The 21959-nt window shown below is 48.2% G+C and carries 21 protein-coding genes; 20 read left to right on the top strand and 1 reads right to left on the bottom strand.

The window, feature by feature from the left end; translation table 11 throughout:
• Positions 1–23: 23 nt before the first annotated feature.
• From DW800_RS09925 to DW800_RS09850, 16 genes are all read left to right on the top strand, one after another.
• Positions 24–1718, top strand: a complete 1695-nt coding sequence (locus DW800_RS09925) for a sodium:solute symporter (protein ID WP_117703606.1) — start codon at positions 24–26, stop codon at positions 1716–1718.
• A gap of 59 nt (positions 1719–1777) precedes the next feature.
• On the top strand, positions 1778–2455 hold the full coding sequence (locus DW800_RS09920) for an NUDIX hydrolase (RefSeq protein ID WP_117703605.1): 678 nt from the start codon (positions 1778–1780) through the stop codon (positions 2453–2455).
• A gap of 42 nt (positions 2456–2497) precedes the next feature.
• A complete protein-coding gene (locus DW800_RS09915; protein ID WP_005826585.1) occupies positions 2498–3184 on the top strand; it encodes an L-ribulose-5-phosphate 4-epimerase in 687 nt (228 codons plus the stop codon).
• 38 nt (positions 3185–3222) lie between these two features.
• Complete coding sequence (gene araA, locus DW800_RS09910) at positions 3223–4731, top strand: L-arabinose isomerase (RefSeq protein WP_005826587.1); 1509 nt, start codon at positions 3223–3225, stop codon at positions 4729–4731.
• 124 nt (positions 4732–4855) lie between these two features.
• Positions 4856–6454, top strand: a complete 1599-nt coding sequence (locus DW800_RS09905; protein ID WP_009036828.1) for a xylulokinase — start codon at positions 4856–4858, stop codon at positions 6452–6454.
• A gap of 23 nt (positions 6455–6477) precedes the next feature.
• The gene (locus tag DW800_RS09900) at positions 6478–8022 is read left to right on the top strand and encodes an alpha-N-arabinofuranosidase (protein ID WP_009036827.1); all 1545 of its coding nucleotides are present in this window, start codon (positions 6478–6480) and stop codon (positions 8020–8022) included.
• A 190-nt stretch (positions 8023–8212) separates the two neighbouring features.
• Positions 8213–10222, top strand: coding sequence for a transketolase family protein (locus tag DW800_RS09895; protein WP_009036826.1), 2010 nt, complete (start codon positions 8213–8215; stop codon positions 10220–10222).
• 91 nt (positions 10223–10313) lie between these two features.
• A complete protein-coding gene (rpiB, locus tag DW800_RS09890) occupies positions 10314–10751 on the top strand; it encodes a ribose 5-phosphate isomerase B (RefSeq protein ID WP_005826596.1) in 438 nt (145 codons plus the stop codon).
• 175 nt (positions 10752–10926) lie between these two features.
• The gene (locus DW800_RS09885) at positions 10927–11202 is read left to right on the top strand and encodes a tetratricopeptide repeat protein (RefSeq protein ID WP_005826598.1); all 276 of its coding nucleotides are present in this window, start codon (positions 10927–10929) and stop codon (positions 11200–11202) included.
• 16 nt (positions 11203–11218) lie between these two features.
• Positions 11219–11446, top strand: coding sequence for a ferredoxin family protein (locus DW800_RS09880; RefSeq protein ID WP_005826600.1), 228 nt, complete (start codon positions 11219–11221; stop codon positions 11444–11446).
• 19 nt (positions 11447–11465) lie between these two features.
• Positions 11466–12551, top strand: a complete 1086-nt coding sequence (locus DW800_RS09875; protein WP_005826601.1) for a 3-methyl-2-oxobutanoate dehydrogenase subunit VorB — start codon at positions 11466–11468, stop codon at positions 12549–12551.
• Positions 12548–12721: a hypothetical protein gene (locus DW800_RS09870; RefSeq protein WP_005826603.1), complete on the top strand. Its 174-nt coding sequence runs from the start codon at positions 12548–12550 to the stop codon at positions 12719–12721. The genes DW800_RS09875 and DW800_RS09870 overlap by 4 nt, the downstream gene beginning before the upstream one ends.
• Positions 12722–12732: 11 nt before the next feature.
• Positions 12733–13494, top strand: coding sequence for a thiamine pyrophosphate-dependent enzyme (locus DW800_RS09865; protein WP_005826605.1), 762 nt, complete (start codon positions 12733–12735; stop codon positions 13492–13494).
• Positions 13495–13516: 22 nt separating this feature from the next.
• Positions 13517–14062, top strand: a complete 546-nt coding sequence (locus DW800_RS09860) for a 2-oxoacid:acceptor oxidoreductase family protein (RefSeq protein ID WP_005826606.1) — start codon at positions 13517–13519, stop codon at positions 14060–14062.
• Positions 14063–14316: 254 nt separating this feature from the next.
• Positions 14317–16527 carry a putative porin gene (locus DW800_RS09855; protein ID WP_005826610.1) on the top strand — a complete coding sequence of 737 codons (2211 nt, stop codon included), beginning with the start codon at positions 14317–14319 and terminating at the stop codon, positions 16525–16527.
• Positions 16528–16538: 11 nt separating this feature from the next.
• Positions 16539–17369 (top strand): transporter substrate-binding domain-containing protein, encoded by an 831-nt coding sequence (locus DW800_RS09850; RefSeq protein WP_005826612.1) that lies wholly within the window; start codon positions 16539–16541, stop codon positions 17367–17369.
• Positions 17370–17610: 241 nt separating this feature from the next.
• On the opposite strand, the gene DW800_RS09845 is transcribed toward DW800_RS09850, so the two are convergent.
• Positions 17611–19536: an NAD(+) synthase gene (locus DW800_RS09845; protein ID WP_005826617.1), complete on the bottom strand. Its 1926-nt coding sequence runs from the start codon at positions 19534–19536 to the stop codon at positions 17611–17613.
• A gap of 296 nt (positions 19537–19832) precedes the next feature.
• Here DW800_RS09845 and DW800_RS09840 point away from each other — a divergent pair, with 296 nt between their 5' ends.
• The 4 genes from DW800_RS09840 to DW800_RS09825 all read left to right on the top strand — a co-directional run bounded on the left by DW800_RS09840 (position 19833) and on the right by DW800_RS09825 (position 21955).
• A complete protein-coding gene (locus DW800_RS09840; protein ID WP_008663677.1) occupies positions 19833–20267 on the top strand; it encodes a Fur family transcriptional regulator in 435 nt (144 codons plus the stop codon).
• Positions 20268–20293: 26 nt separating this feature from the next.
• Positions 20294–20851 carry an NADH peroxidase gene (locus DW800_RS09835; protein WP_005836026.1) on the top strand — a complete coding sequence of 186 codons (558 nt, stop codon included), beginning with the start codon at positions 20294–20296 and terminating at the stop codon, positions 20849–20851.
• 124 nt (positions 20852–20975) lie between these two features.
• Positions 20976–21500 (top strand): RNA polymerase sigma factor, encoded by a 525-nt coding sequence (locus tag DW800_RS09830; protein WP_005836025.1) that lies wholly within the window; start codon positions 20976–20978, stop codon positions 21498–21500.
• Positions 21497–21955 carry a hypothetical protein gene (locus tag DW800_RS09825; RefSeq protein ID WP_009036822.1) on the top strand — a complete coding sequence of 153 codons (459 nt, stop codon included), beginning with the start codon at positions 21497–21499 and terminating at the stop codon, positions 21953–21955. Before DW800_RS09830 ends, DW800_RS09825 begins: the two co-directional genes overlap by 4 nt.
• The last annotated feature ends 4 nt before the right edge of the window (positions 21956–21959 follow it).

Genomic DNA, 21959 nt, shown 5'->3' with positions numbered 1-21959 from the left:
AACCTTATAAATCATTTATTATCGTGGAAACATTAGATTGGTTAGTCATTGGAATCTTTTTCCTGGCTTTGATTGGAATTATTGTCTGGGTTGTCAAACAGAAACAGAATGACTCAGCAGACTATTTTTTAGGTGGTCGTGATGCCACATGGCTCGCTATCGGTGCATCTATCTTTGCATCCAACATCGGTTCGGAACACTTAATTGGATTAGCCGGTGCCGGTGCTTCCAGCGGTATGGCGATGGCACATTGGGAAATACAAGGCTGGATGATCCTTATCTTAGGTTGGGTATTCGTACCGTTCTATTCGCGAAGTATGGTATTCACAATGCCTGAATTCCTAGAACGCCGCTATAATCCACAATCACGTACAATATTGTCTGTAATATCTTTAATCAGCTATGTACTGACAAAAGTTGCCGTGACGGTTTATGCAGGAGGATTGGTATTCCAACAAGTATTCGGTATAAAAGAACTTTGGGGGATCGACTTCTTTTGGATTGCCGCCATCGGTCTGGTTATACTGACTGCGCTCTACACAATCTTCGGAGGAATGAAGTCAGTGCTTTATACCTCCGTCCTGCAGACCCCTATCTTGCTGTTAGGTTCACTGATAATCCTTGTACTCGGCTTCAAAGAATTGGGAGGCTGGGATGAGATGATGAGAATCTGCGGTGCAGTCACAGTGAACGATTATGGCAACACAATGACAGAACTCATACGCAGTAATAACGACCCTAACTTCCCTTGGTTGGGTGCACTGATTGGTTCAGCCATTATCGGATTCTGGTATTGGTGTACAGACCAGTTCATCGTGCAACGCGTACTTTCCGGAAAGAATGAAAAGGAAGCACGACGCGGTACCATCTTCGGAGCTTACCTGAAATTATTGCCCGTATTCTTATTCCTTATCCCAGGCATGATTGCTTTCGCATTACACCAAAAATATCTCGGAACAGGGGGAGAAGGTTTTCTGCCTATGCTGGCAAACGGAAATGCCAATGCAGATGCTGCTTTCCCAACTCTAGTAGCAAAATTGCTTCCTGCAGGAGTCAAAGGTTTGGTTGTTTGCGGTATTCTTGCAGCATTAATGAGTTCTCTCGCATCTTTGTTCAACTCATCTGCCATGCTTTTCACCATTGACTTCTACAAACGTTTCAAGCCGAACACTTCTGAAAAAAAGCTGGTGGGCATTGGACAGATGGCAACTGTTGTGATTGTGATATTGGGCATACTCTGGATTCCCATTATGCGCAGTGTAGGCGATGTCCTTTACACCTACTTACAAGATGTACAATCTGTATTGGCACCAGGTATTGCCGCAGCCTTCCTCTTGGGGATCTGCTGGAAACGTACCTCTGCACAAGGCGGTATGTGGGGACTGATTGCCGGAATGATTATCGGTTTAACCCGTCTGGGGGCTAAAGTATATTACAGCAATGTAGGAGATGTGTCAAGCAGTACCTTCAAGTATCTGTTCTATGATATGAACTGGCTGTTTTTCTGCGGATGGATGTTCTTGTTCTGCATCGTAGTGGTTACCGCAGTCAGCATGTTTACAGCTGCCCCAAGCGCTGAAAAGATTCAAGGACTGGTATTCGGAACTTCAACTCCCGAACAAAAAGCAACTACACGTGCGAGTTGGAATAAATGGGATATAATTCATACCCTTATCATCCTGGGTATTACTGCTGCTTTTTATTGGTATTTCTGGTAAATCGGTATGTTGCTGTGATATATATCCATGCAGCATACCCCTTAAACAAAAATTAAGATATGAGTAATTACTATAGTTCAAATCCGAAACTTTATGTAAGTATCGACTGCATTATTTTCGGTTTCAATGAAGGAGAACTGAACCTGCTGTTGCTGAAGCGTAACTTCGAACCGGCAATGGGCGAATGGTCGCTGATGGGTGGATTCGTGCAGGAAGACGAAAGCGTGGATGATGCAGCCAAACGAGTCCTGAATGAACTAACCGGACTGGAAGATGTGTATATGGAACAAGTCAAAGCTTTCGGAGCCATAGATCGTGACCCAGGAGAACGCGTAGTCTCCATTGCTTACTATGCGCTCATCAACATCAACGAATACGACAAAGAATCCGTACAGCAACACAATGCTTTCTGGGTAAATATCAATGAACTGCCAGCGCTAATCTTTGATCATCCGCAAATGGTAGAACAAGCTCGGAAGTTGATGCAACAAAAAGCGTCCACCGAACCAATCGGCTTTAATCTGCTACCTAAACTGTTCACGCTGTCACAACTGCAAAGTTTATACGAAGCTATATACGGTGAGAACATTGACAAACGGAACTTCCGAAAACGCATAGCAGAAATGGACTATATAGAAAAAACTGACAAAATAGACAAAACGGGGTCCAAACGTGGGGCCGCTTTATATCAGTTTAATGAGAAAGCATACCGCAAAGCTCCGAAATTTAAGCTCTGAGAACCTAATATTCAACAACTTGTAATTAGTAATTTAAATAATATGCTGGAAGCACTGAAAGACAAAGTATTCCATGCTAACCTTGAACTGGTGAAGCACGGATTGGTTATCTTCACATGGGGCAATGTATCGGGCATTGACCGCGAATCCGGTCTGGTAGTCATCAAGCCCAGTGGGGTGAGTTACGATGAAATGAAAGCAGAGGATATGGTGGTAGTGAATCTTGACGGCAAGGTCGTGGAAGGACGGTTAAAGCCCTCTTCAGACACGCCGACCCACCTGGTTCTCTATAAAGCATTCCCCGAAATCGGCGGTGTGGTGCACACGCACTCTACTTACGCCACAGCTTGGGCACAAGCCGGATGTGACATACCGAATATAGGGACAACACATGCCGATTATTTCCACGACGCCATACCCTGTACAGCAGACATGACGAAGGAGGAAGTGGAAGGAGCGTATGAACTGGAAACGGGAAATGTCATCGTAAAACGCTTTGAGGGACTGAACCCGGTACATACTCCCGGAGTATTGGTAAAGAACCACGGTCCTTTCTCGTGGGGAAAAGACGCACACGAAGCGGTACATAATGCCGTAGTGATGGAGCAGGTGGCAAAAATGGCAAGTATAGCCTATGCCGTGAACCCCAATCTGACCATGAATCCGTTACTGATAGAAAAGCATTTCAGCCGCAAGCACGGTCCTAACGCTTATTATGGACAGAAATAACTATCATTCTTTAAATATAAACTATAAAAATAAATTGTATGAACGCATTTGAACAATATGAAGTATGGTTCGTAACCGGAGCACAGCTCTTGTACGGAGGTGACGCAGTTATCGCGGTAGACGCACATAGCAATGAAATGGTGAAAGGTCTGAATGATTCCGGGAAACTGCCCGTAAAGGTAGTATATAAAGGTACGGTCAATTCATCCAAAGAAGTAACTGCTGCCTTCAAGGCCGCCAACAACGACGAAAAGTGTATCGGGGTCATCACCTGGATGCACACCTTCTCTCCTGCCAAAATGTGGATTCACGGTTTGCAGGAACTGAAGAAGCCATTACTACACTTCCATACACAGTTCAACAAGGAAATTCCCTGGGAGACGATGGACATGGATTTTATGAACCTGAACCAATCGGCTCACGGCGACCGCGAGTTCGGACACATTGTGACACGTATGCGAAAGAACCGCAAAGTGGTAGTAGGCCACTGGCAGGACGAAAAAGCCCAAAACCAGATTGCCGCATGGATGCGCGTAGCTGCCGCATGGGCTGATGCGCAGGATATGCTCATCATCCGCTTCGGCGACCAGATGAACAACGTGGCTGTGACAGACGGTGACAAGGTCAGCGCCGAACAGGTATTGGGCTATCATGTGGACTACTATCCCATCAATGATGTGATGACATACTACAATGCTGTCAGCGACGAGGACGTGAAGGCACTCGTAGCAGAATACTTCAAGCTCTACGACCACGCTCCCGAACTGGAAGACGCACGTACGGAAGCCTACACCAAAGTATGGAACTCCGCCAAGGCCGAAATCGCCATTCGCCGCGTGCTGAAAGACACGGGTGCCAAAGGCTTCACCACCAACTTCAACGATTTGGGCGACTTTGACCAAATCCCCGGACTGGCCTCACAGCGACTGATGGCAGAAGGTTACGGCTTCGGTGCCGAAGGCGACTGGAAAACTGCAGCACTGTACCGTACCACTTGGGTGATGAGTCAAGGTATGCCGAAGGGGTGCTCCTTCCTTGAAGACTATACGCTGAACTTCGACGGAGAAAAGAGCGCCATCCTGCAGGCACACATGTTGGAAGTCTGTCCACTGATTGCCGAACAGAAGCCGAAACTGGAAGTGCACCGTCTGAGCATCGGTATCGACAGCGAAACAGCCCGCCTGGTATTTACCAGCAAGCAAGGTGAAGGTGTAGCCGCTACCATCGTAGACCTGGGCAATCGCTTCCGCCTCATTGTGAACAAAGTAGAATGCATCAAGAGCAAGCCTCTGCCCAAGTTGCCCGTTGCCAGCGCACTGTGGATTCCAATGCCCAACCTCGAGGTGGGCGCTGCAGCCTGGATTCTGGCCGGAGGTACACATCATACCAGCTTCTCCTATGACCTGACGGTGGAATATTGGGAAGACTTTGCCGAAATGGCCGGCATCGAAATGGTAGTCATCGATGAAAATACCACCATCAGCGAGTTCAAAAAAGAACTGCGCATGAATGAAGTCTACTATATGCTGAACAAGGCACTTTGCTGATAATCATTACGGATTACCGATTGCGGACTACTAATTACACGTACCACAAACGTAACTAGTAGTTTGCAATTAGTAATCCGTTGTTTATAATCGTACTATAAATCCGTAAATTATCATTAATACCATGAAATTAGATGCAAAATCAACCATTGAGGCAGGCAAGGCCATCCTTGGTATAGAACTCGGTTCCACACGAATCAAGGCGGTTTTGATTGACCAGGAAAACAAACCCATCGCCCAGGGAAGCCATACTTGGGAGAATCAGTTAGTCGACGGACTGTGGACATATAGCGTCGAGGCTGTCTGGTATGGGTTGCAGGATTGCTACGCAGACCTTCGTACCAATGTAAAGAGCCTCTACGATACAGAGATAGAGACCTTGGCAGCTATCGGTGTCAGTGCCATGATGCACGGCTATATGGCATTCAATGAAAAAGAAGAAATCCTTGTACCCTTCCGTACCTGGAGAAATACTAATACCGGACAGGCTGCCGCAGCCCTATCCGAACTATTTGTCTACAACATCCCTCTGCGTTGGAGCATCTCCCACCTCTACCAAGCCATCCTGGATAATGAAGAGCACGTTCCATCCATCAATTACCTGACCACCCTTGCAGGTTTTGTCCACTGGCAAATAACCGGCCAAAAGGTACTGGGCATAGGAGATGCCTCCGGTATGCTCCCTATCGATCCCATCACCAAAAACTATTCTTCTGAAATGGTGGATAAGTTCGACAAACTTATTGCTCCGAAAGGATACGACTGGAAGCTTCGAGATATTCTGCCGAAGGTATTGTCGGCCGGTGAAAACGCAGGCTTCCTTACTCCCGAAGGAGCCAGTCGCCTCGACGTATCGGGACATCTGAAAGCAGGAATTCCCGTCTGTCCGCCCGAAGGTGACGCTGGAACCGGCATGGTTGCCACCAACGCCGTAAAGCAGCGCACTGGAAACGTATCGGCAGGCACCTCCTCTTTCTCAATGATTGTATTGGAGAAAGAATTGTCCAAGCCCTACGAAATGATTGACATGGTAACCACCCCCGACGGAAGCCTCGTAGCTATGGTGCATTGCAACAACTGCACTTCCGACCTCAATGCCTGGATCAATATTTTCAAAGAATACCAGGAACTGATGGGTATCCCCGTAGATATGGACGAAATCTACGGAAAGCTCTATAACCACGCCCTGACAGGCAATGCAGACTGCGGAGGCCTCATCTCATACAACTACATATCAGGCGAACCTATAACGGGACTGGCAGACGGACGTCCACTGTTTGTACGTTCGGCAAACGACAAGTTCAACCTTGCCAACTTCATGCGCACCCATTTGTATGCTTCAGTGGGAGTTCTCAAAATCGGCAACGACATCCTTTTCAATGAAGAGAAAATCAGAGTAGACAGAATCACCGGTCACGGAGGACTCTTCAAAACCAAAGGAGTAGGCCAGAGAATACTGGCAGCTGCCATCAATTCACCCATTTCCGTTATGGAAACAGCCGGCGAAGGTGGTGCCTGGGGTATTGCCCTCCTCGCTTCCTACCTTGCAAACAACGGAAACGACCAATCCCTTGCCGACTTCCTGGACAAGCATGTATTCACCGGAAATGCCGGTATTGAAATCTCACCGACAGCCGAAGATGTAAGCGGATTCAACACCTACATCGAAAGCTATAAAGCTGGTTTGCCCATCGAAGAAGCAGCAGTAAGATTCAAGAACTAAGTATTTAATAACACTAAAAAACTATGAACACAAAGTTATTTATCAGTAGCATATTTCTCTCCACCTCGTTGTCACTCTTCGCACAGAAAAGTGCCACTATCACTTTACACACAGACCAGAGCGAGCAAATCATTCCCAAAGAAATCTACGGCCAATTTGCAGAGCATTTGGGAACTTGTATCTATGGTGGACTTTGGGTAGGTGAAAACTCCGATATTCCCAACATCAACGGTTATCGCACCGACGTATTCAATGCACTGAAGGAGCTCCGTGTACCCGTCCTTCGCTGGCCGGGAGGCTGCTTTGCCGATGAATACCACTGGATGGACGGTATCGGCCCTAAAGAAAACCGCCCCAAAATGGTGAACAACAACTGGGGAGGCACTATCGAAGACAACAGTTTCGGAACCCATGAGTTCCTCAATCTCTGCGAAATGCTGGGATGTGAACCCTATATCAGTGGAAACGTAGGCAGTGGTACCGTAGAAGAACTTGCCAAATGGGTGGAATACATGACCTCCGAAGGAGACTCCCCCATGGCACGCCTGCGCCGCCAGAACGGTCGCGACAAAGCCTGGAAAGTAAAATACCTCGGCGTGGGTAACGAAAGCTGGGGTTGCGGTGGAAGCATGCGTCCCGAATATTATGCCGACCTCTACCGCCGCTATTCCACCTACTGCCGCAACTATGACGGCAATAGCCTTTTCAAGATAGCCAGCGGTGCCAGCGACTACGACTATAACTGGACCAAAGTGCTGATGGACCGCGTAGGCGGCCGTATGCACGGTCTTTCCTTGCACTACTATACCGTCAGCGGATGGAACGGCAGTAAAGGCGCCGCCACCCAATTCAGTAAAGACGACTATTACTGGACACTGGGCAAATGCCGCGAAATAGAAGATGTCATCAAGAAGCATTGCACCATTATGGATGAATACGACCCTCAAAAGAACGTGGCTCTTATGCTTGACGAATGGGGAACCTGGTGGGACACTGAACCGGGTACCAATCCCGGACATCTGTACCAACAGAATACATTGCGTGATGCTTTTGTCGCTTCCCTCAGCTTCGACATCTTCCATAAATATACCGACCGTCTGAAAATGGCAAACATTGCCCAAATCGTCAATGTATTGCAATCCATGATTCTGACCAGCGGAAAAAACATGGTACTCACCCCCACTTATTATGTATTCAAAATGTACAATGTACACCAGGATGCCACCTACATTCCTCTTGAGCTGAACTGCGACATGATGGATGTACGCGACAACCGCAGAATACCAATGGTCAGCGCTACCGCCTCCAAAGACCCAAACGGCAAGATACACATTTCCATGTCCAACGTAGATGCAGACAATGCACAGGAAGTGACCATCAATCTGTCTGGAACGAAAGCCAAGAAAGCAGTTGGTGAAATATTGACTTCCACCAATCTGACGGACTACAATTCATTTGAAAATCCCGACAATGTGAAACCCGTTCCGTTCAAAGAGGTAAAAATCAATAAAGATATTCTCAAGATTAAACTTCCGGCCAAATCAATCGTTACTATTGAGTTACAGTAAAACTACCGTGCACCGCACAAAATCAGCTAAATACGTTTAGTATCATTTTAGCAGCAAAAAGGCAGTAATACTGATAAAAAAGACACTCTTCGAGTGTTGTGAATTACGCATAAAGAGTTATCTTTGCCCTTGGAAAACCTACAAGGACCAAATAACCTATTGATAATATTCAAAATTAATTAGATTCAATATGAACGACAACAAACTTATGAACCGTGCGGCGGACAATATCCGTATCCTTGCTGCATCCATGGTTGAGAAAGCCAACTCCGGGCATCCGGGCGGTGCCATGGGTGGTGCTGACTTTGTAAATGTACTCTTCTCAGAGTTCCTGGTATATGACCCTGAAAATCCGGCTTGGGAAGGTCGTGACCGTTTCTTCCTCGACCCGGGACACATGTCACCGATGCTTTACTCTACATTGGCCCTGACCGGCAAGTTCACGCTGGACGAACTGAAAGAGTTCCGCCAATGGGGAAGCCCTACTCCGGGACATCCCGAACGTGACATCATGCGCGGCATCGAAAACACTTCCGGACCGCTCGGCCAGGGACACACATTTGCAGTCGGTGCAGCCATCGCAGCCAAGTTCATGAAGGCACGTTTCGAAGAAGTAATGCCACAGACCATCTACGCTTATATTTCTGACGGTGGCATCCAGGAAGAAATCTCCCAAGGCTCAGGCCGTATCGCCGGAGCATTAGGGTTGGATAATCTCATCATGTTCTATGATGCCAACGACATTCAGCTTTCTACCGAGACAAAGGATGTGACCATCGAAGATACCGGCAAGAAATACGAAGCTTGGGGCTGGAAAGTCATTAAAATCAATGGTAACGATCCCGATGCCATCCGCGGTGCACTGAACGAAGCCAAAGCTGAGAAAGAGTGTCCGACGCTGATTATCGGCCATACCGTAATGGGTAAAGGTGCCCGCAAGGCAGACGGCAGCAGCTACGAGGCTGATTGTGCCACGCACGGTGCTCCTCTGGGCGGCGACGCTTATATAAACACTATCAAGAATTTGGGTGGTGACCCGACAAATCCGTTTGTCATCTTCCCCGAAGTGGCCGAACTATATGCCAAGCGTGCAACTGAGCTGAAGAAAATCATGGCTGAAAAGTATGCAGCCAAAGCCGCATGGGCAAAAGCCAATCCGGAAAAGGCTGCCAAACTGGAAATGTTTTTCTCCGGCAAGGCTCCCGAAGTGAATTGGGCCGCCATCGAACAGAAAGCAGGCGTTGCCACCCGCGCAGCATCTGCCACTGTGCTCAGTGCTCTCGCCACTCAAGTAGAAAATATGATTGTTGCTTCTGCCGACCTTTCCAATTCCGACAAGACAGACGGATTCCTCAAGAAAACACATGCCTTCAAGAAAGGTGATTTCAGCGGTGCATTCTTCCAGGCCGGTGTTGCCGAGCTGACTATGGCATGTTGCTGTATCGGTATGGCACTGCATGGCGGTGTAATCCCCGCTTGCGGAACATTCTTCGTATTCTCCGACTACATGAAACCTGCCGTACGTATGGCAGCCTTGATGGAAGTTCCTGTGAAGTTCATCTGGACACACGATGCCTTCCGTGTAGGTGAAGACGGTCCTACCCATGAACCGGTAGAGCAGGAAGCCCAAATCCGCCTGATGGAAAAACTGAAAAACCACAAGGGACATAATTCCATGTTGGTACTCCGCCCGGCAGATGCAGAAGAAACAACTGTGGCATGGAAACTGGCAATGGAAAATACCACAACCCCAACCGGTTTGATTTTCTCCCGCCAGAACATCGCCAACCTGCCCGAAGGCAACGATTACGAACAAGCTGCCAAAGGCGCTTATATTGTAGCCGGCTCCGATGAAAATCCCAATATAATCCTCGTTGCTTCAGGCTCGGAAGTTGCCACATTGGTAGCCGGTACTGAATTGCTGCGCAAGGATGGCATCAAGGTGCGTATCGTGTCCGTTCCTTCCGAAGGTTTGTTCCGTAGCCAAGCTCCGGGATATCAAGAAGGCATTATCCCGTGTGGTGCCAAGGTATTCGGCCTGACAGCCGGTCTGCCCGTCACACTGCAAGGGCTGGTAGGTCCCCGCGGTAAAGTATGGGGATTGGAATCATTCGGATTCTCGGCACCTTATAAAGTGCTGGACGAAAAGCTCGGTTTCACCGCAGAGAACGTTTACAAGCAAGTAAAAGCAATGTTATAATCATTATCCGATGTGCTGATGTGCTGATTGCCCGCGCCCTACAAGCTGCAGGCATCAGCACATTGGCACATTAGTATATTAACTGACCATCATGAAAACAATAGGAATCTGTTCCGACCATGCAGGCTTCGAATTGAAGGAATATGTCCGCGGCTGGCTGGAAGCCAAAGGCTGGGCTTACAAGGACTTCGGGACCTACTCAACCGAGAGTTGCGACTATCCCGACTTTGCGCATCCGCTGGCTCTGGCCGTTGAAGCCGGAGAGTGCTATCCGGGTATTGCCATCTGCGGAAGCGGTGAAGGCATCAGTATAACGCTGAACAAGCATCAGGGTATCCGCGCAGCCCTCTGCTGGACAGCAGAAATAGCCCATTTGGCACGCCAGCACAATGATGCCAATGTGCTTGTCATGCCAGGGCGATTCATCAGTACCGAAGAAGCCGACATGATTATGAGGGAATTCTTCAGTACACCATTCGAAGGCGGACGCCACCAACGAAGAGTGGACAAGATACCGGTACACTTGTAAAGCAGTAGAATCACATTCTTTATGATATCCGCCCGAAGCTCTGACATTCTGATAGAATCGTGAGAAACTTCGGGCTTTTTATTTGCCCCTTTTTCTTATTTTTCACAGTGAAGATGCTCATTGTCTTCAAATAAAAACTATCTTTGTGGTTCGATAACCCGGATATTTTTTAGATATGGAACGACTGAATACCATAAAAGAGCTTATCAACCAGGGAAATGTAGAGCAAGCCATCCAGCAGCTTGACGAAATACTGCAAACAGACTTTCCCGGCAAAGACGAAGCTTACTACCTGCGGGGAAATGCCTATCGGAAACAAGGCAACTGGCAACAAGCACTGAACAACTATCAGTATGCCATCGACCTGAACCCCGAAAGCCCGGCACAACATGCCTATCAAATGGCTATGGACATCCTGAACTTCTACAACAAGGATATGTACAATCAATAAATAAAGAACGTAAATTATGGCAAAAATCAAAGGAGCAATCGTAGTAGACACCGAACGTTGCAAAGGCTGCAACTTGTGTGTGGTAGCGTGTCCGCTCAACGTAATAGCCCTCACCAAGGAGGTGAATGTGAAAGGGTATAACTATGCCCACCAAATATTGGAAGATACTTGTAACGGCTGCGCCTCGTGCGCCACAGTATGTCCGGACGGATGTATCTCAGTATATAAAATAAAAGTAGAATAAATCTGTAAATCAGTAGAATATGGCAGAAGAAGTTGTATTAATGAAAGGAAACGAAGCCATCGCCCACGCAGCCATCCGTTGCGGTGCAGACGGTTACTTCGGATATCCCATTACTCCGCAATCGGAGGTATTGGAAACTCTTGCCGAACTGAAACCCTGGGAGACGACCGGCATGGTGGTTCTTCAGGCAGAAAGTGAAGTGGCAGCTATCAATATGGTGTACGGCGGTGCCGGAAGTGGTAAAATGGTCATGACCTCCTCCTCCAGCCCCGGTGTCAGCCTAAAGCAGGAAGGTATCTCTTATCTGGCAGGTGCCGAGCTGCCTTGCTTGATTGTAAACGTTATGCGCGGCGGTCCCGGTCTGGGAACCATCCAACCGAGCCAGGCCGACTATTTCCAGACAGTAAAAGGAGGCGGCCACGGTGACTATCGTCTGATTGCCCTTGCTCCGGCTTCCGTACAAGAAATGGCAGATTTCGTAGGACTGGCATTCGAACTTGCCTTCAAATACCGTAATCCGGCAATCATCCTTGCCGACGGTGTCATCGGCCAGATGATGGAAAAAGTGGTGCTCCCGGTACAAAAGCCACGCCGCACCGATGCGGAAGTCATCGAACAATGCCCATGGGCCACTACCGGCAGAACCAATGGCCGCAAACCCAACGTCATCACCTCATTGGAACTGAAACCGGAAGAAATGGAAAAGAACAACATCCGTTTCCAGGCCAAATACAAGCAGATAGAAGAGAATGAGGTTCGCTTCGAGGAAATTCATTGCGATGATGCCGACTACCTGATTGTAGCCTTCGGCTCTATGGCACGCATCGGACAGAAAGCAATGGAGCTGGCACGCGAAGAAGGAATAAAGGTAGGTATGCTCCGCCCCATCACGTTGTGGCCGTTCCCGACCAAAGTCATTGCCGCGTATGCCGACAAGGTGAAAGGTATGCTCGTTACAGAATTGAATGCTGGACAGATGGTGGAAGATGTCCGCCTTGCCGTGAACGGTAAAGTGAAAGTGGAACATTTCGGACGCCTCGGCGGCATTGTTCCCGATCCGGATGAGATAGTAGATGCATTGAAAGAAAAACTGATTAAGAAATGAATCCTGATAAAATAAGAAACGTACTGAACATTCTCTTCATGGTACTTGCCCTGGCAGCTATCATTATATATTTTGCTGCAAAAGATGACTTCAAGCTGTTCATCTACGTCTGCGGCGCGGCGATATTCGTCAAGTTGATGGAGTTTTTCATACGGTTCACCAACAGATAGGAGAAGTGATTATGACAAAAGAAGATATTATAAAGCCCGAGAATCTGGTTGCCAAGAAACCGACTCTGATGAACGACAATCCCATGCACTACTGCCCGGGATGCAGTCACGGCGTAGTTCATAAACTCGTAGCCGAAGTTATCGAAGAAATGGGACTGGAAGACAAAGCAATAGGCATCTCCCCCGTGGGATGTGCCGTGTTCATCTATAATTATATAGACATCGACTGGCAGGAAGCCGCCCATGGACGTGCGCCCGCACTTGCCACTGCCATCAAGCGCCTTTGGCCAGACCGCCTGGTGTTCACTTACCAAGGAGACGGCGACCTGGCTTGTATCGGTACTGCCGAAACCATCCACGCCTTGAACCGCGGCGAAAACATCACCATCATCTTCATCAACAATGCCATCTATGGTATGACCGGGGGACAAATGGCTCCCACTACCCTTGTAGGCATGAAGACATCGACCAGCCCTTACGGACGTGACGTGCATCTGCACGGCTATCCGCTGAAGATGGCCGATATTGCTGCACAATTGGAAGGAACCGCTTACGTGACACGCCAAAGCGTACAGTCCGTTCCCGCCATCCGCAAAGCGAAAAAGGCTATCCGCAAAGCATTCGAGAACTCTATGGCAGGCAAAGGTTCCAACCTTGTGGAAATCGTTTCCACCTGTAACTCCGGCTGGAAGATGTCTCCTGCGAAATCCAATGAATGGATGGTAGAGAACATGTTCCCCTTCTATCCGCTGGGCGACCTGAAAGATAAATAATCATGCTAAAGACAGAAGAACAATGAAAGAAGAAATCATTATAGCAGGCTTCGGTGGACAAGGTGTATTGTCCATGGGAAAGATTTTGGCATATTCCGGATTGATGGAAGGCAAAGAGGTGACTTGGATGCCGGCTTACGGACCGGAACAACGTGGTGGTACAGCCAACGTAACAGTCATCGTAAGTGACGAGAAAATATCCTCACCCATCTTAAGCAAGTACGATGCCGCCATCATCCTGAACCAGCCGTCACTGGAGAAATTCGAAAGCAAGGTAAAACCCGGAGGCGTACTTATCTACGACGGTTACGGCATCATCAACCCGCCGACGCGTAAGGACATCCACGTTTACCGCATCAACGCCATGGATGCCGCCAATGAAATGAACAACGCCAAGGCATTCAACATGATTGTATTGGGTGGATTATTGAAAATCAAGCCGATGGTTACACTGGACAGTGTACTCAGAGGATTGAAGAAGACACTGCCCGAACGCCACCACCACTTGATACCGATGAACGAAGAAGCTATCAAGAAAGGAATGGAACTTATTCAGGAAATGAAATGAAAGGCTATGTAAAGCCACTCCCCATAAGAGGAGGAACTTTACGCCAGAATAAGAGATAAAGGAAAACGGATAAGCCCTTGTGATATTGATTTATTGCAAGGGCTTATTTCATTTCAAGCCGGAAAAAGTATGGATTCAAGGGCAGAGAACCGGAAGCAGTATAGAACAAAACAGAAAACAAGACAGTTTAAAAGAAGCAAAAAAGGCTGAATTCAGTAAGCAAATAATTTTTTATTGTATCTTTGCGCCTAATTATGAGACGAATTGTACTGACATATATATTTCTGTCCGTTATAGGGATATGGGGGGCTATGGCGCAAAACACCTTAAACCCGATGAACAATCGCGACCGGTTCGGTAACCAGATTGACCCGAATACCCAGCCGGACAATCTGGAAGACAGTACCAATACTGAGATTCAAAGTCTTCCACCCAAGCTTTACATGTGGAAACTAAGTGAGACACTGGGCAACCGTACCATCATACCTGCCGACACAGCCAGCCTCAACTTCCAGAGCACCAATCTGGTGGAAGGAATGTTCGGCCATTACAACTACTTGGGAAATTTAGGTTCTCCACGCCTCTCACGTCTGTTCTTCGAACGGGAGGAAAGCGAACCTACCATCTTCATGGCTCCCTTCTCCAGTTTTTTCACACGTCCCGACCAGGTGCTTTTCACCAACAGCAACGTGCCTTACACCAATCTTACCTACTACAAAGCCGGCAGCAAAGTGAACGGTGAAGAACGCTTCAAGTCCTACTTCTCCGTCAACGTCAACAAGCAGTTGGCATTTGGCTTTAACATCGACTATCTGTACGGACGCGGTTATTACCAGAACCAGTCCACCTCGCACTTCAATGCAGGTCTGTTCGGTAGCTATATCGGCGAGAAATACCAGGTACAAGCAGTCTACAACAACTTTTTCCTGAAGATGAACGAGAACGGCGGTATTGCAGACGACCAATACATCACCCGTCCCGAAAACATGTCCGGAGGAAAGAAAGAGTACGAGTCCACCACTATTCCGGTCAAATTGGAACAGAGTTCCAACCGTAACAAGGATTTTTATATCTATCTGACACAGCGCTATCGTCTTGGTTTTACGCGGAGAGTACGGAACACACAAGAAGGCAAACCGACGGTATCCGCACCCAAAGCCTCATCCTCCCCGTCCTCTGAAGCCGAAATATCCGCTTCGAACAACGACATAGCATTGCCAAACGACAGCATAGCATCAAAATCGGTCAGCACACTTGCAGCTGCCAATGACAGCCTGCCGTCTGTTTCTACCGCAGACAACGACTCACTTTTCGAAGAAGAGTTCGTCCCCGTCACCAGCTTTATCCATACCTTGAAAGTAGAGCGGTCGCGACACCAATTCCGTTCGGGAAGCGAGCCCGAAGGATTCTTCCCGGAAGACTACAAGCTTTACAAGAATTACAGCAACGACTCCACCACGGCATTCAGTGTAAAGAACGTGTTCGGAATAGCCTTGCTGGAAGGTTTCAACAAATACGCCAAAGCCGGACTTACGGCTTATATCTCCCACAAGTTCAGCCGGTACGACCTGATGAATACGGACACACTTACCGACATGCGCCGCATCCGCTACACCGAGCAGGAAATCTTCCTGGGTGGCGAACTCGCCAAGCGCGAAGGCAAACTGCTGCACTACAACGTAAACGGTGAAGTGGGGTTGGTAGACAAAGCCATCGGGCAGTTCCGCGTCAACGCCAATCTGGACCTGAACTTCCGTCTATGGAAAGATACGGTGAACTTCTACGCCCGCGGTTATGTGAGCAACACGCTTCCTTCCTTCTACATGCGCCATTACCACTCCAACCACTACAACTGGGACAACGACAACATGGACAAGGAATTCCGTACGCGTGTGGAAGGCGAGCTGAACATTTCCCGTTGGGGAACCAATCTCCGTGCCGGCGTAGAGAATATCAAGAACTACACCTACTTCAACCAAAGCGCCCTGCCCGAACAGAACGGAGGCAACATACAAGTGCTGTCCGCCACACTGAAACAAGACTTCCGCCTCGGTGTCTTCCACCTGGACAATGAGGTGACCTGGCAGAAGACGAGCAATGAAACAGTACTTCCATTGCCCCAACTCTCGCTCTACCATAACTTCTACATACTGGCTAAACTCGCCAAGAAGGTGCTGACCGTTCAGTTGGGTGCCGATGTCCGTTACTTCACCAAGTACAACGCACCTGCCTATGCACCCGGCGTCCAGCAGTTCCATCTGCAACCTACGGACGATTTGGTGGAAATAGGCGGTTACCCCATCGTAAACGTATATGCCAACCTGCACTTGAAGCGGACGCGTATCTTTGCCATGATGTATCACGTCAACGCGGGTATGGGAAGCGCCAATTCCTTCCTGGTGCCGCACTACCCCATCAATCCGCGCTTGTTCAAAATTGGCGTCTCATGGAATTTCTATGATTAACAGATGACTGTATGACGAAAAGCAGACTGCTCAAATACGCACTTCTGGGAATTGCAGCGGCTCTCATTGCCCACTATCTCATCGAGAAAGAAGAGAAACCGAAAGGTCATCCGCGCGATTATGCCGAGATAGCTGCCGAAGGCATCATACATGCTTCGACGGAATACAACTCCATCAGTTTCTATGTGGATGATGACACCTTGTCCGGTTTCCACTACGAGCTGATAGAAGCTTTTGCACGCGACCACGGGCTGCAAGCGGCCATATCACCGGAAATGAGCTTCAACAAGCGGCTGGAAGGCCTGGCCGACGGGCAATATGACGTGATTGCCTACGGCATCCTCGCCACCAGTGAGCTGAAAGACTCCTTGCTGCTTACCACCCCTATTGTGCTGAACAAGCAAGTGCTGGTGCAACGCAAGCTTGAGAATATTTCCGACTCGTCATTATTCATCAAAAGCCAACTGGACCTGGCTGGAAAGACACTGCACGTAGTGAAAGGCTCCCCTTCCATACTACGCATCCGCAACCTGGGAAATGAGATAGGCGACACCATCTACGTTGAGGAAATAGAGAAGTACGGTTCCGAACAACTGATTGCCTTGGTAGCCCATGGAGACATCGACTATGCCGTATGCGACGAAAGCATTGCCCGTACCGCAGCCGACAGCATTCCTCAAATAGACATCAATACCGCCATCAGCTTCACGCAATTCTATTCCTGGGGAGTAAGCAAACAGTCCCCTATCCTGCTGGACAGCCTCAACACATGGCTGGATAGTTTCAAAAAGGGAAAGGAATACAAAAAAATCTACAAACGATACTACGGGAAACGAAACTAAGCTGCACTTTTCCATACACGCAGCATATCCCTACTTTTACAACTAGTTATTAATCAACAGCTTATTACTGCAAAATGTATGCAGTGGCACTGCACACCGATATGCAGTACGACTGCAACAGTTATGCAGTGATACTGCAACACGTTTGCAGTCGCACTGCAAAATACATGCAGCAAGAATGCAAACAAGATGCAGTCATCAAATACCCATATCGATATTACGGAATACCCGAAGTAAAGAATTAGAGTCCTTCCACCTCCCTTAGCCACATCTCCGACGAAGCATCGCTCGGCATTCTCCAATCACCGCGCGGACTCAGAGAGATACTGCCCACCTTCGGACCATCCGGCAAACAGGAACGCTTGAACTGCTGGTTGAAGAAACGACGGCAGAAAGTCTGCAACCATTTTTTGATGGTTTCTTCATCATACATCCCCTTGAATGTGCGTGCTGCCAGGAAAAATATCTTGGAAGGACGGAAACCGCAGCGCAGGAAGTAATAAAGGAAGAAGTCGTGAAGCTCATACGGCCCCACCAAATCCTCGGTAATCTGCTGGATATTACCGTTCTCATCTGCCGGAATCAGTTCCGGGCTGATGGGAGTATCCACAATATCGAGCAAGGTAGCACGTGAAGCATCGTCCATATCATGCTCTGCCACCCATTTCACCAAGTGCTTCACCAGAGTCTTGGGGACGCTGGCATTCACACCGTACATCGACATGTGATCGCCGTTGTAAGTGGCCCATCCTAAAGCAAGTTCCGAAAGGTCGCCCGTACCGATAACCATTCCCCAGGTCTGGTTGGCAATATCCATCAAGATTTGGGTACGCTCCCGTGCCTGCGCATTCTCGTAAACCACGTCGTGCACATGGACATCATGGTCTATGTCTTTGAAATGCTGTATGCAGGCCTCCTTGATACTGACTTCGCGGACAGTCACACCGAGGGAGTTCATCAGGTCGATGGCATTCGTGTAAGTACGGTCGGTCGTTCCGAATCCCGGCATGGTGACACCGACAATACCCTGGCGGGACCATCCCAACTTATCGAAAGTCTTTACGCAAACCAGCAGCGCCAGCGTAGAATCCAGTCCACCCGAAATGCCGATAACGGCACTCTTCGCTTTAGTATGCACCAGACGTTGCGCCAGTCCGGACACCTGGATGGAGAATACCTCCTCACAGCGTTCGTCCAACGCTATCCCCTGCGGAACAAATGGATGCGGTTCAAAAGTACGTGTTAGGTTCAAATCCCTGCTGTTGACATACTCCGTAGAGATTCGTACCGGAAGGGCCGAAACACAATTTGCATGGCAAGCCGCGAAGGTCGTATTCACCCGGCGCTCCGTACGCAAGTGTTCCACATCAATTTCACTGATGACCACCTGCCCTTCGAAAGAGAAGCGTTCGTTTGCCGCCAGCAGAGTCCCGTTCTCATAAATCAGTCCGTTGCCGGCAAACACCACATCCGTAGTGGATTCTCCGAAACCGCATGAGCTGAATACATAACCGGCAATGCATCGTGCCGACTGCTGGCTGATGAGCGAGCGCAGATAATTGTGCTTGCCGATACCTTCATTGTCGGCCGAAAGATTGAACAAGATTTCCGCACCTTGCAGCGCCAGCGTGGAGCTGGGCGGTATGGGTGCCCACAAGTCCTCGCATATCTCCACTCCGAAAGTGGTATCCGCCGTTTCGAACAGCAGGTCTCTCCCCATCGGAATAATCTGCCCGCAAAGGCGCACACTGTTTTCTGCCACATCACATGCGGAAGTAAACCAGCGCTTCTCATAAAACTCCTTATAATTGGGAAGATAAGTCTTCGGGACAACGCCCAGCACTCTCCCCTTCTGAATGACAACCGCCGCATTCAGCAACACGCCGTTCAGTGCGACGGGCATGCCCAATATCGAGATAATATCCATCTGGCGCGTATTGTTCAGAATCTGTATCAATCCCATTTCTGCCTCTTCGAGCAGAAGTTGTTGGGCAAAGAGGTCGCCACAGGTATATCCGGTAATGCACAACTCGGGGAAAGCAATGATTTGCACACCTTTCCCGTCGGCTATAATAATCTCTTTTTCAATCTCTGAGGCATTGAACTTACAGTCAGCCACCTTGACACGGGGCACAGCCGCCGCTACTTTTACATATCCGTAATTCATAAGGATGCTATATTATTTATTCGGTGCAAAGATACGGCAAAATTCTGATTAAGAGAGATAAGAGAAAAACGTTTTCTCTATATCGGCACGAGAAACCGACTGAAGCCGGGTGCATCCTGCCTTCGCTTTTATGGCAAAAATACGGCAACCTGCCTACAAGAAGAGGAACATATATAAACAATTTTAATGACCGCAACTAAAAATTTTCCAAAAATCTTTTGGAGAATTATAGGAACTTCCTATCTTTGCAAGTGAATTAAAAATGTAATAATTACAAGTTTGAAACTTTAGATTATATGGATGTAGTAAAACGATTGCAGAATCATAATATCAAGCCTTCAGTACAGCGCATAGCCATCATGAATTACTTGATAGAGCATCGTACGCATCCCACGGTGGATGAAATCTATACGGCACTGTCTCCCTCCATACCGACACTGTCTAAAACAACGGTATACAATACCTTGAAACTACTGAGCGAGCAAGGTGCCGCACAAACCCTGACTATCGACGAGCGTAACACATGTTATGATGCCGATACCAGCCCGCACGGCCATTTCTTGTGCAAGCGTTGCGGAAAGATTTATGACTTGATGTGCAATAACAACGTCAAGAAGGTGGTCGACATGGATATGGACGGGCACGATGTGCAGGAAATCCACTACTATTATAAAGGAATCTGTAAACATTGCATAGAAGAAGAACGTTTAAGAACAACAAAGAATAACTAATTCAACTAATTAAAATCTGAGAGAAAATGAAAAAATTTAGATGTACTGTATGCGGTTACGTATACGAAGGAGATGCAGCTCCCGAAAAGTGCCCATTGTGTAAAGCTCCCGCAAGCAAGTTCGTAGAAGTTGAAGAAGCAACAGCTGACGGCCCGCTGGTATTTGCCGACGAACACGTAATCGGCGTAGCCAAAGGTTGCGACGACGAAATGATTAAAGACCTGAACAACCACTTCATGGGCGAATGTACAGAAGTTGGTATGTACTTGGCAATGAGCCGCCAGGCAGACCGTGAAGGCTATCCTGAAGTTGCAGAAGCTTTCAAGCGTTACGCTTGGGAAGAAGCAGAACACGCTGCTAAATTCGCTGAACTGCTGGGTGACTGCGTATGGGACACCAAGACAAACCTCGAAAAGAGAATGAACGCAGAATCAGGTGCATGCGAAGACAAGAAGCGTATCGCTACCCGTGCCAAAGCATTGAACCTCGACGCTATCCATGATACCGTTCACGAAATGGCTAAGGACGAAGCCCGTCACGGTAAAGGTTTCGAAGGTCTGTACAACCGCTATTTCAAGAAATAATCCTATACTTTTATAGTAATGTGAAGAAAAGGGACTGCTAATGTTAGTAAGTCCCTTTTTTTATTCCAACTTTTTTCACTTTACAATGTCACGTTTGTATTTCCCATTCGTCTTATCTGTGTAAATGGAACTCAAAGAATTCAAAATAACCGTTCTTCCACTCCGTGCCAAGCTGTTGAACTATGCACGGAAGTTGACCGACGAACCGGAGGATGCAGAAGATGCCGTCCAGGAGGTACTGCTCAAGCTATGGAACAAAAGGCTTGAACTGGAGCAATACCGGAGCATCGAAGCATTTGCCATGACGTTGACGCACAACATCTGTATAGATATGTGGCGCTGCAAACGCAACGACACCCTATCTCTCGACATAGTGCAGGCGGCATCCCCCACCGGAACACCGGAACGGCTGTTGGAAATCAAAGATGAAATCCGTCTGATGCACGAAATCATCGACTCGCTGCCCAATCTTCAACGCACCATCATGCGGATGAAGGACATCGAAGGATACGAAACGGACGAAATCGCCGAAATCACGGGATGCGGACCGGAAGCCATCCGCAGCAATCTGTCAAGAGCCCGGAAGAAAGTGAGAGACGTTTACCTGCGAACCATACAAGAAAGAAAAGAAAGGAGAAATGAGCCATGAAGATAGATGAACTGCTGGATAAATATTTCGAAGGGGAAACTTCCTGCGAAGAAGAGCGTGAACTGCGCCGTTTCTTTACCGAAGAGGAAGTGCCGGAGCACCTGCAAACGTACCGCCCGCTATTCGCTTATCTGAACCGGGAAGCAACTTCAATGGCAGAACCGACAGAGGAAAAATCCGTAACAACAGAATCGGCAAAGGAAGTACCCACACAGCGAAAGCCTTCCCGCCTCTATCGCACATTCTATGCTGTCAGCGGCATTGCCGCCGGATTGCTCCTGCTTCTCGGGGTAGCTAAGATTATATTTCCGCTTTCCGGTGTTCCCGAAAATTATGTCGTCATCGACGGCCAGCGGTATACAGACGAGAAACTGGTGGAAGCCAAAGCACTAGAAGCCCTGCAGAACGCCAGCTTCACGGATGAAGATTTAAGCAACTTACTGTTTCAACACTAATATA

Source organism: Bacteroides sp. AM32-11AC (assembly GCF_003603515.1).
In the GTDB taxonomy this organism is placed as follows: domain Bacteria; phylum Bacteroidota; class Bacteroidia; order Bacteroidales; family Bacteroidaceae; genus Bacteroides; species Bacteroides uniformis.
The sequence above is the reverse complement of the archived record's forward strand: the minus strand, read 5'-3'. Positions and strand labels throughout refer to the sequence as shown.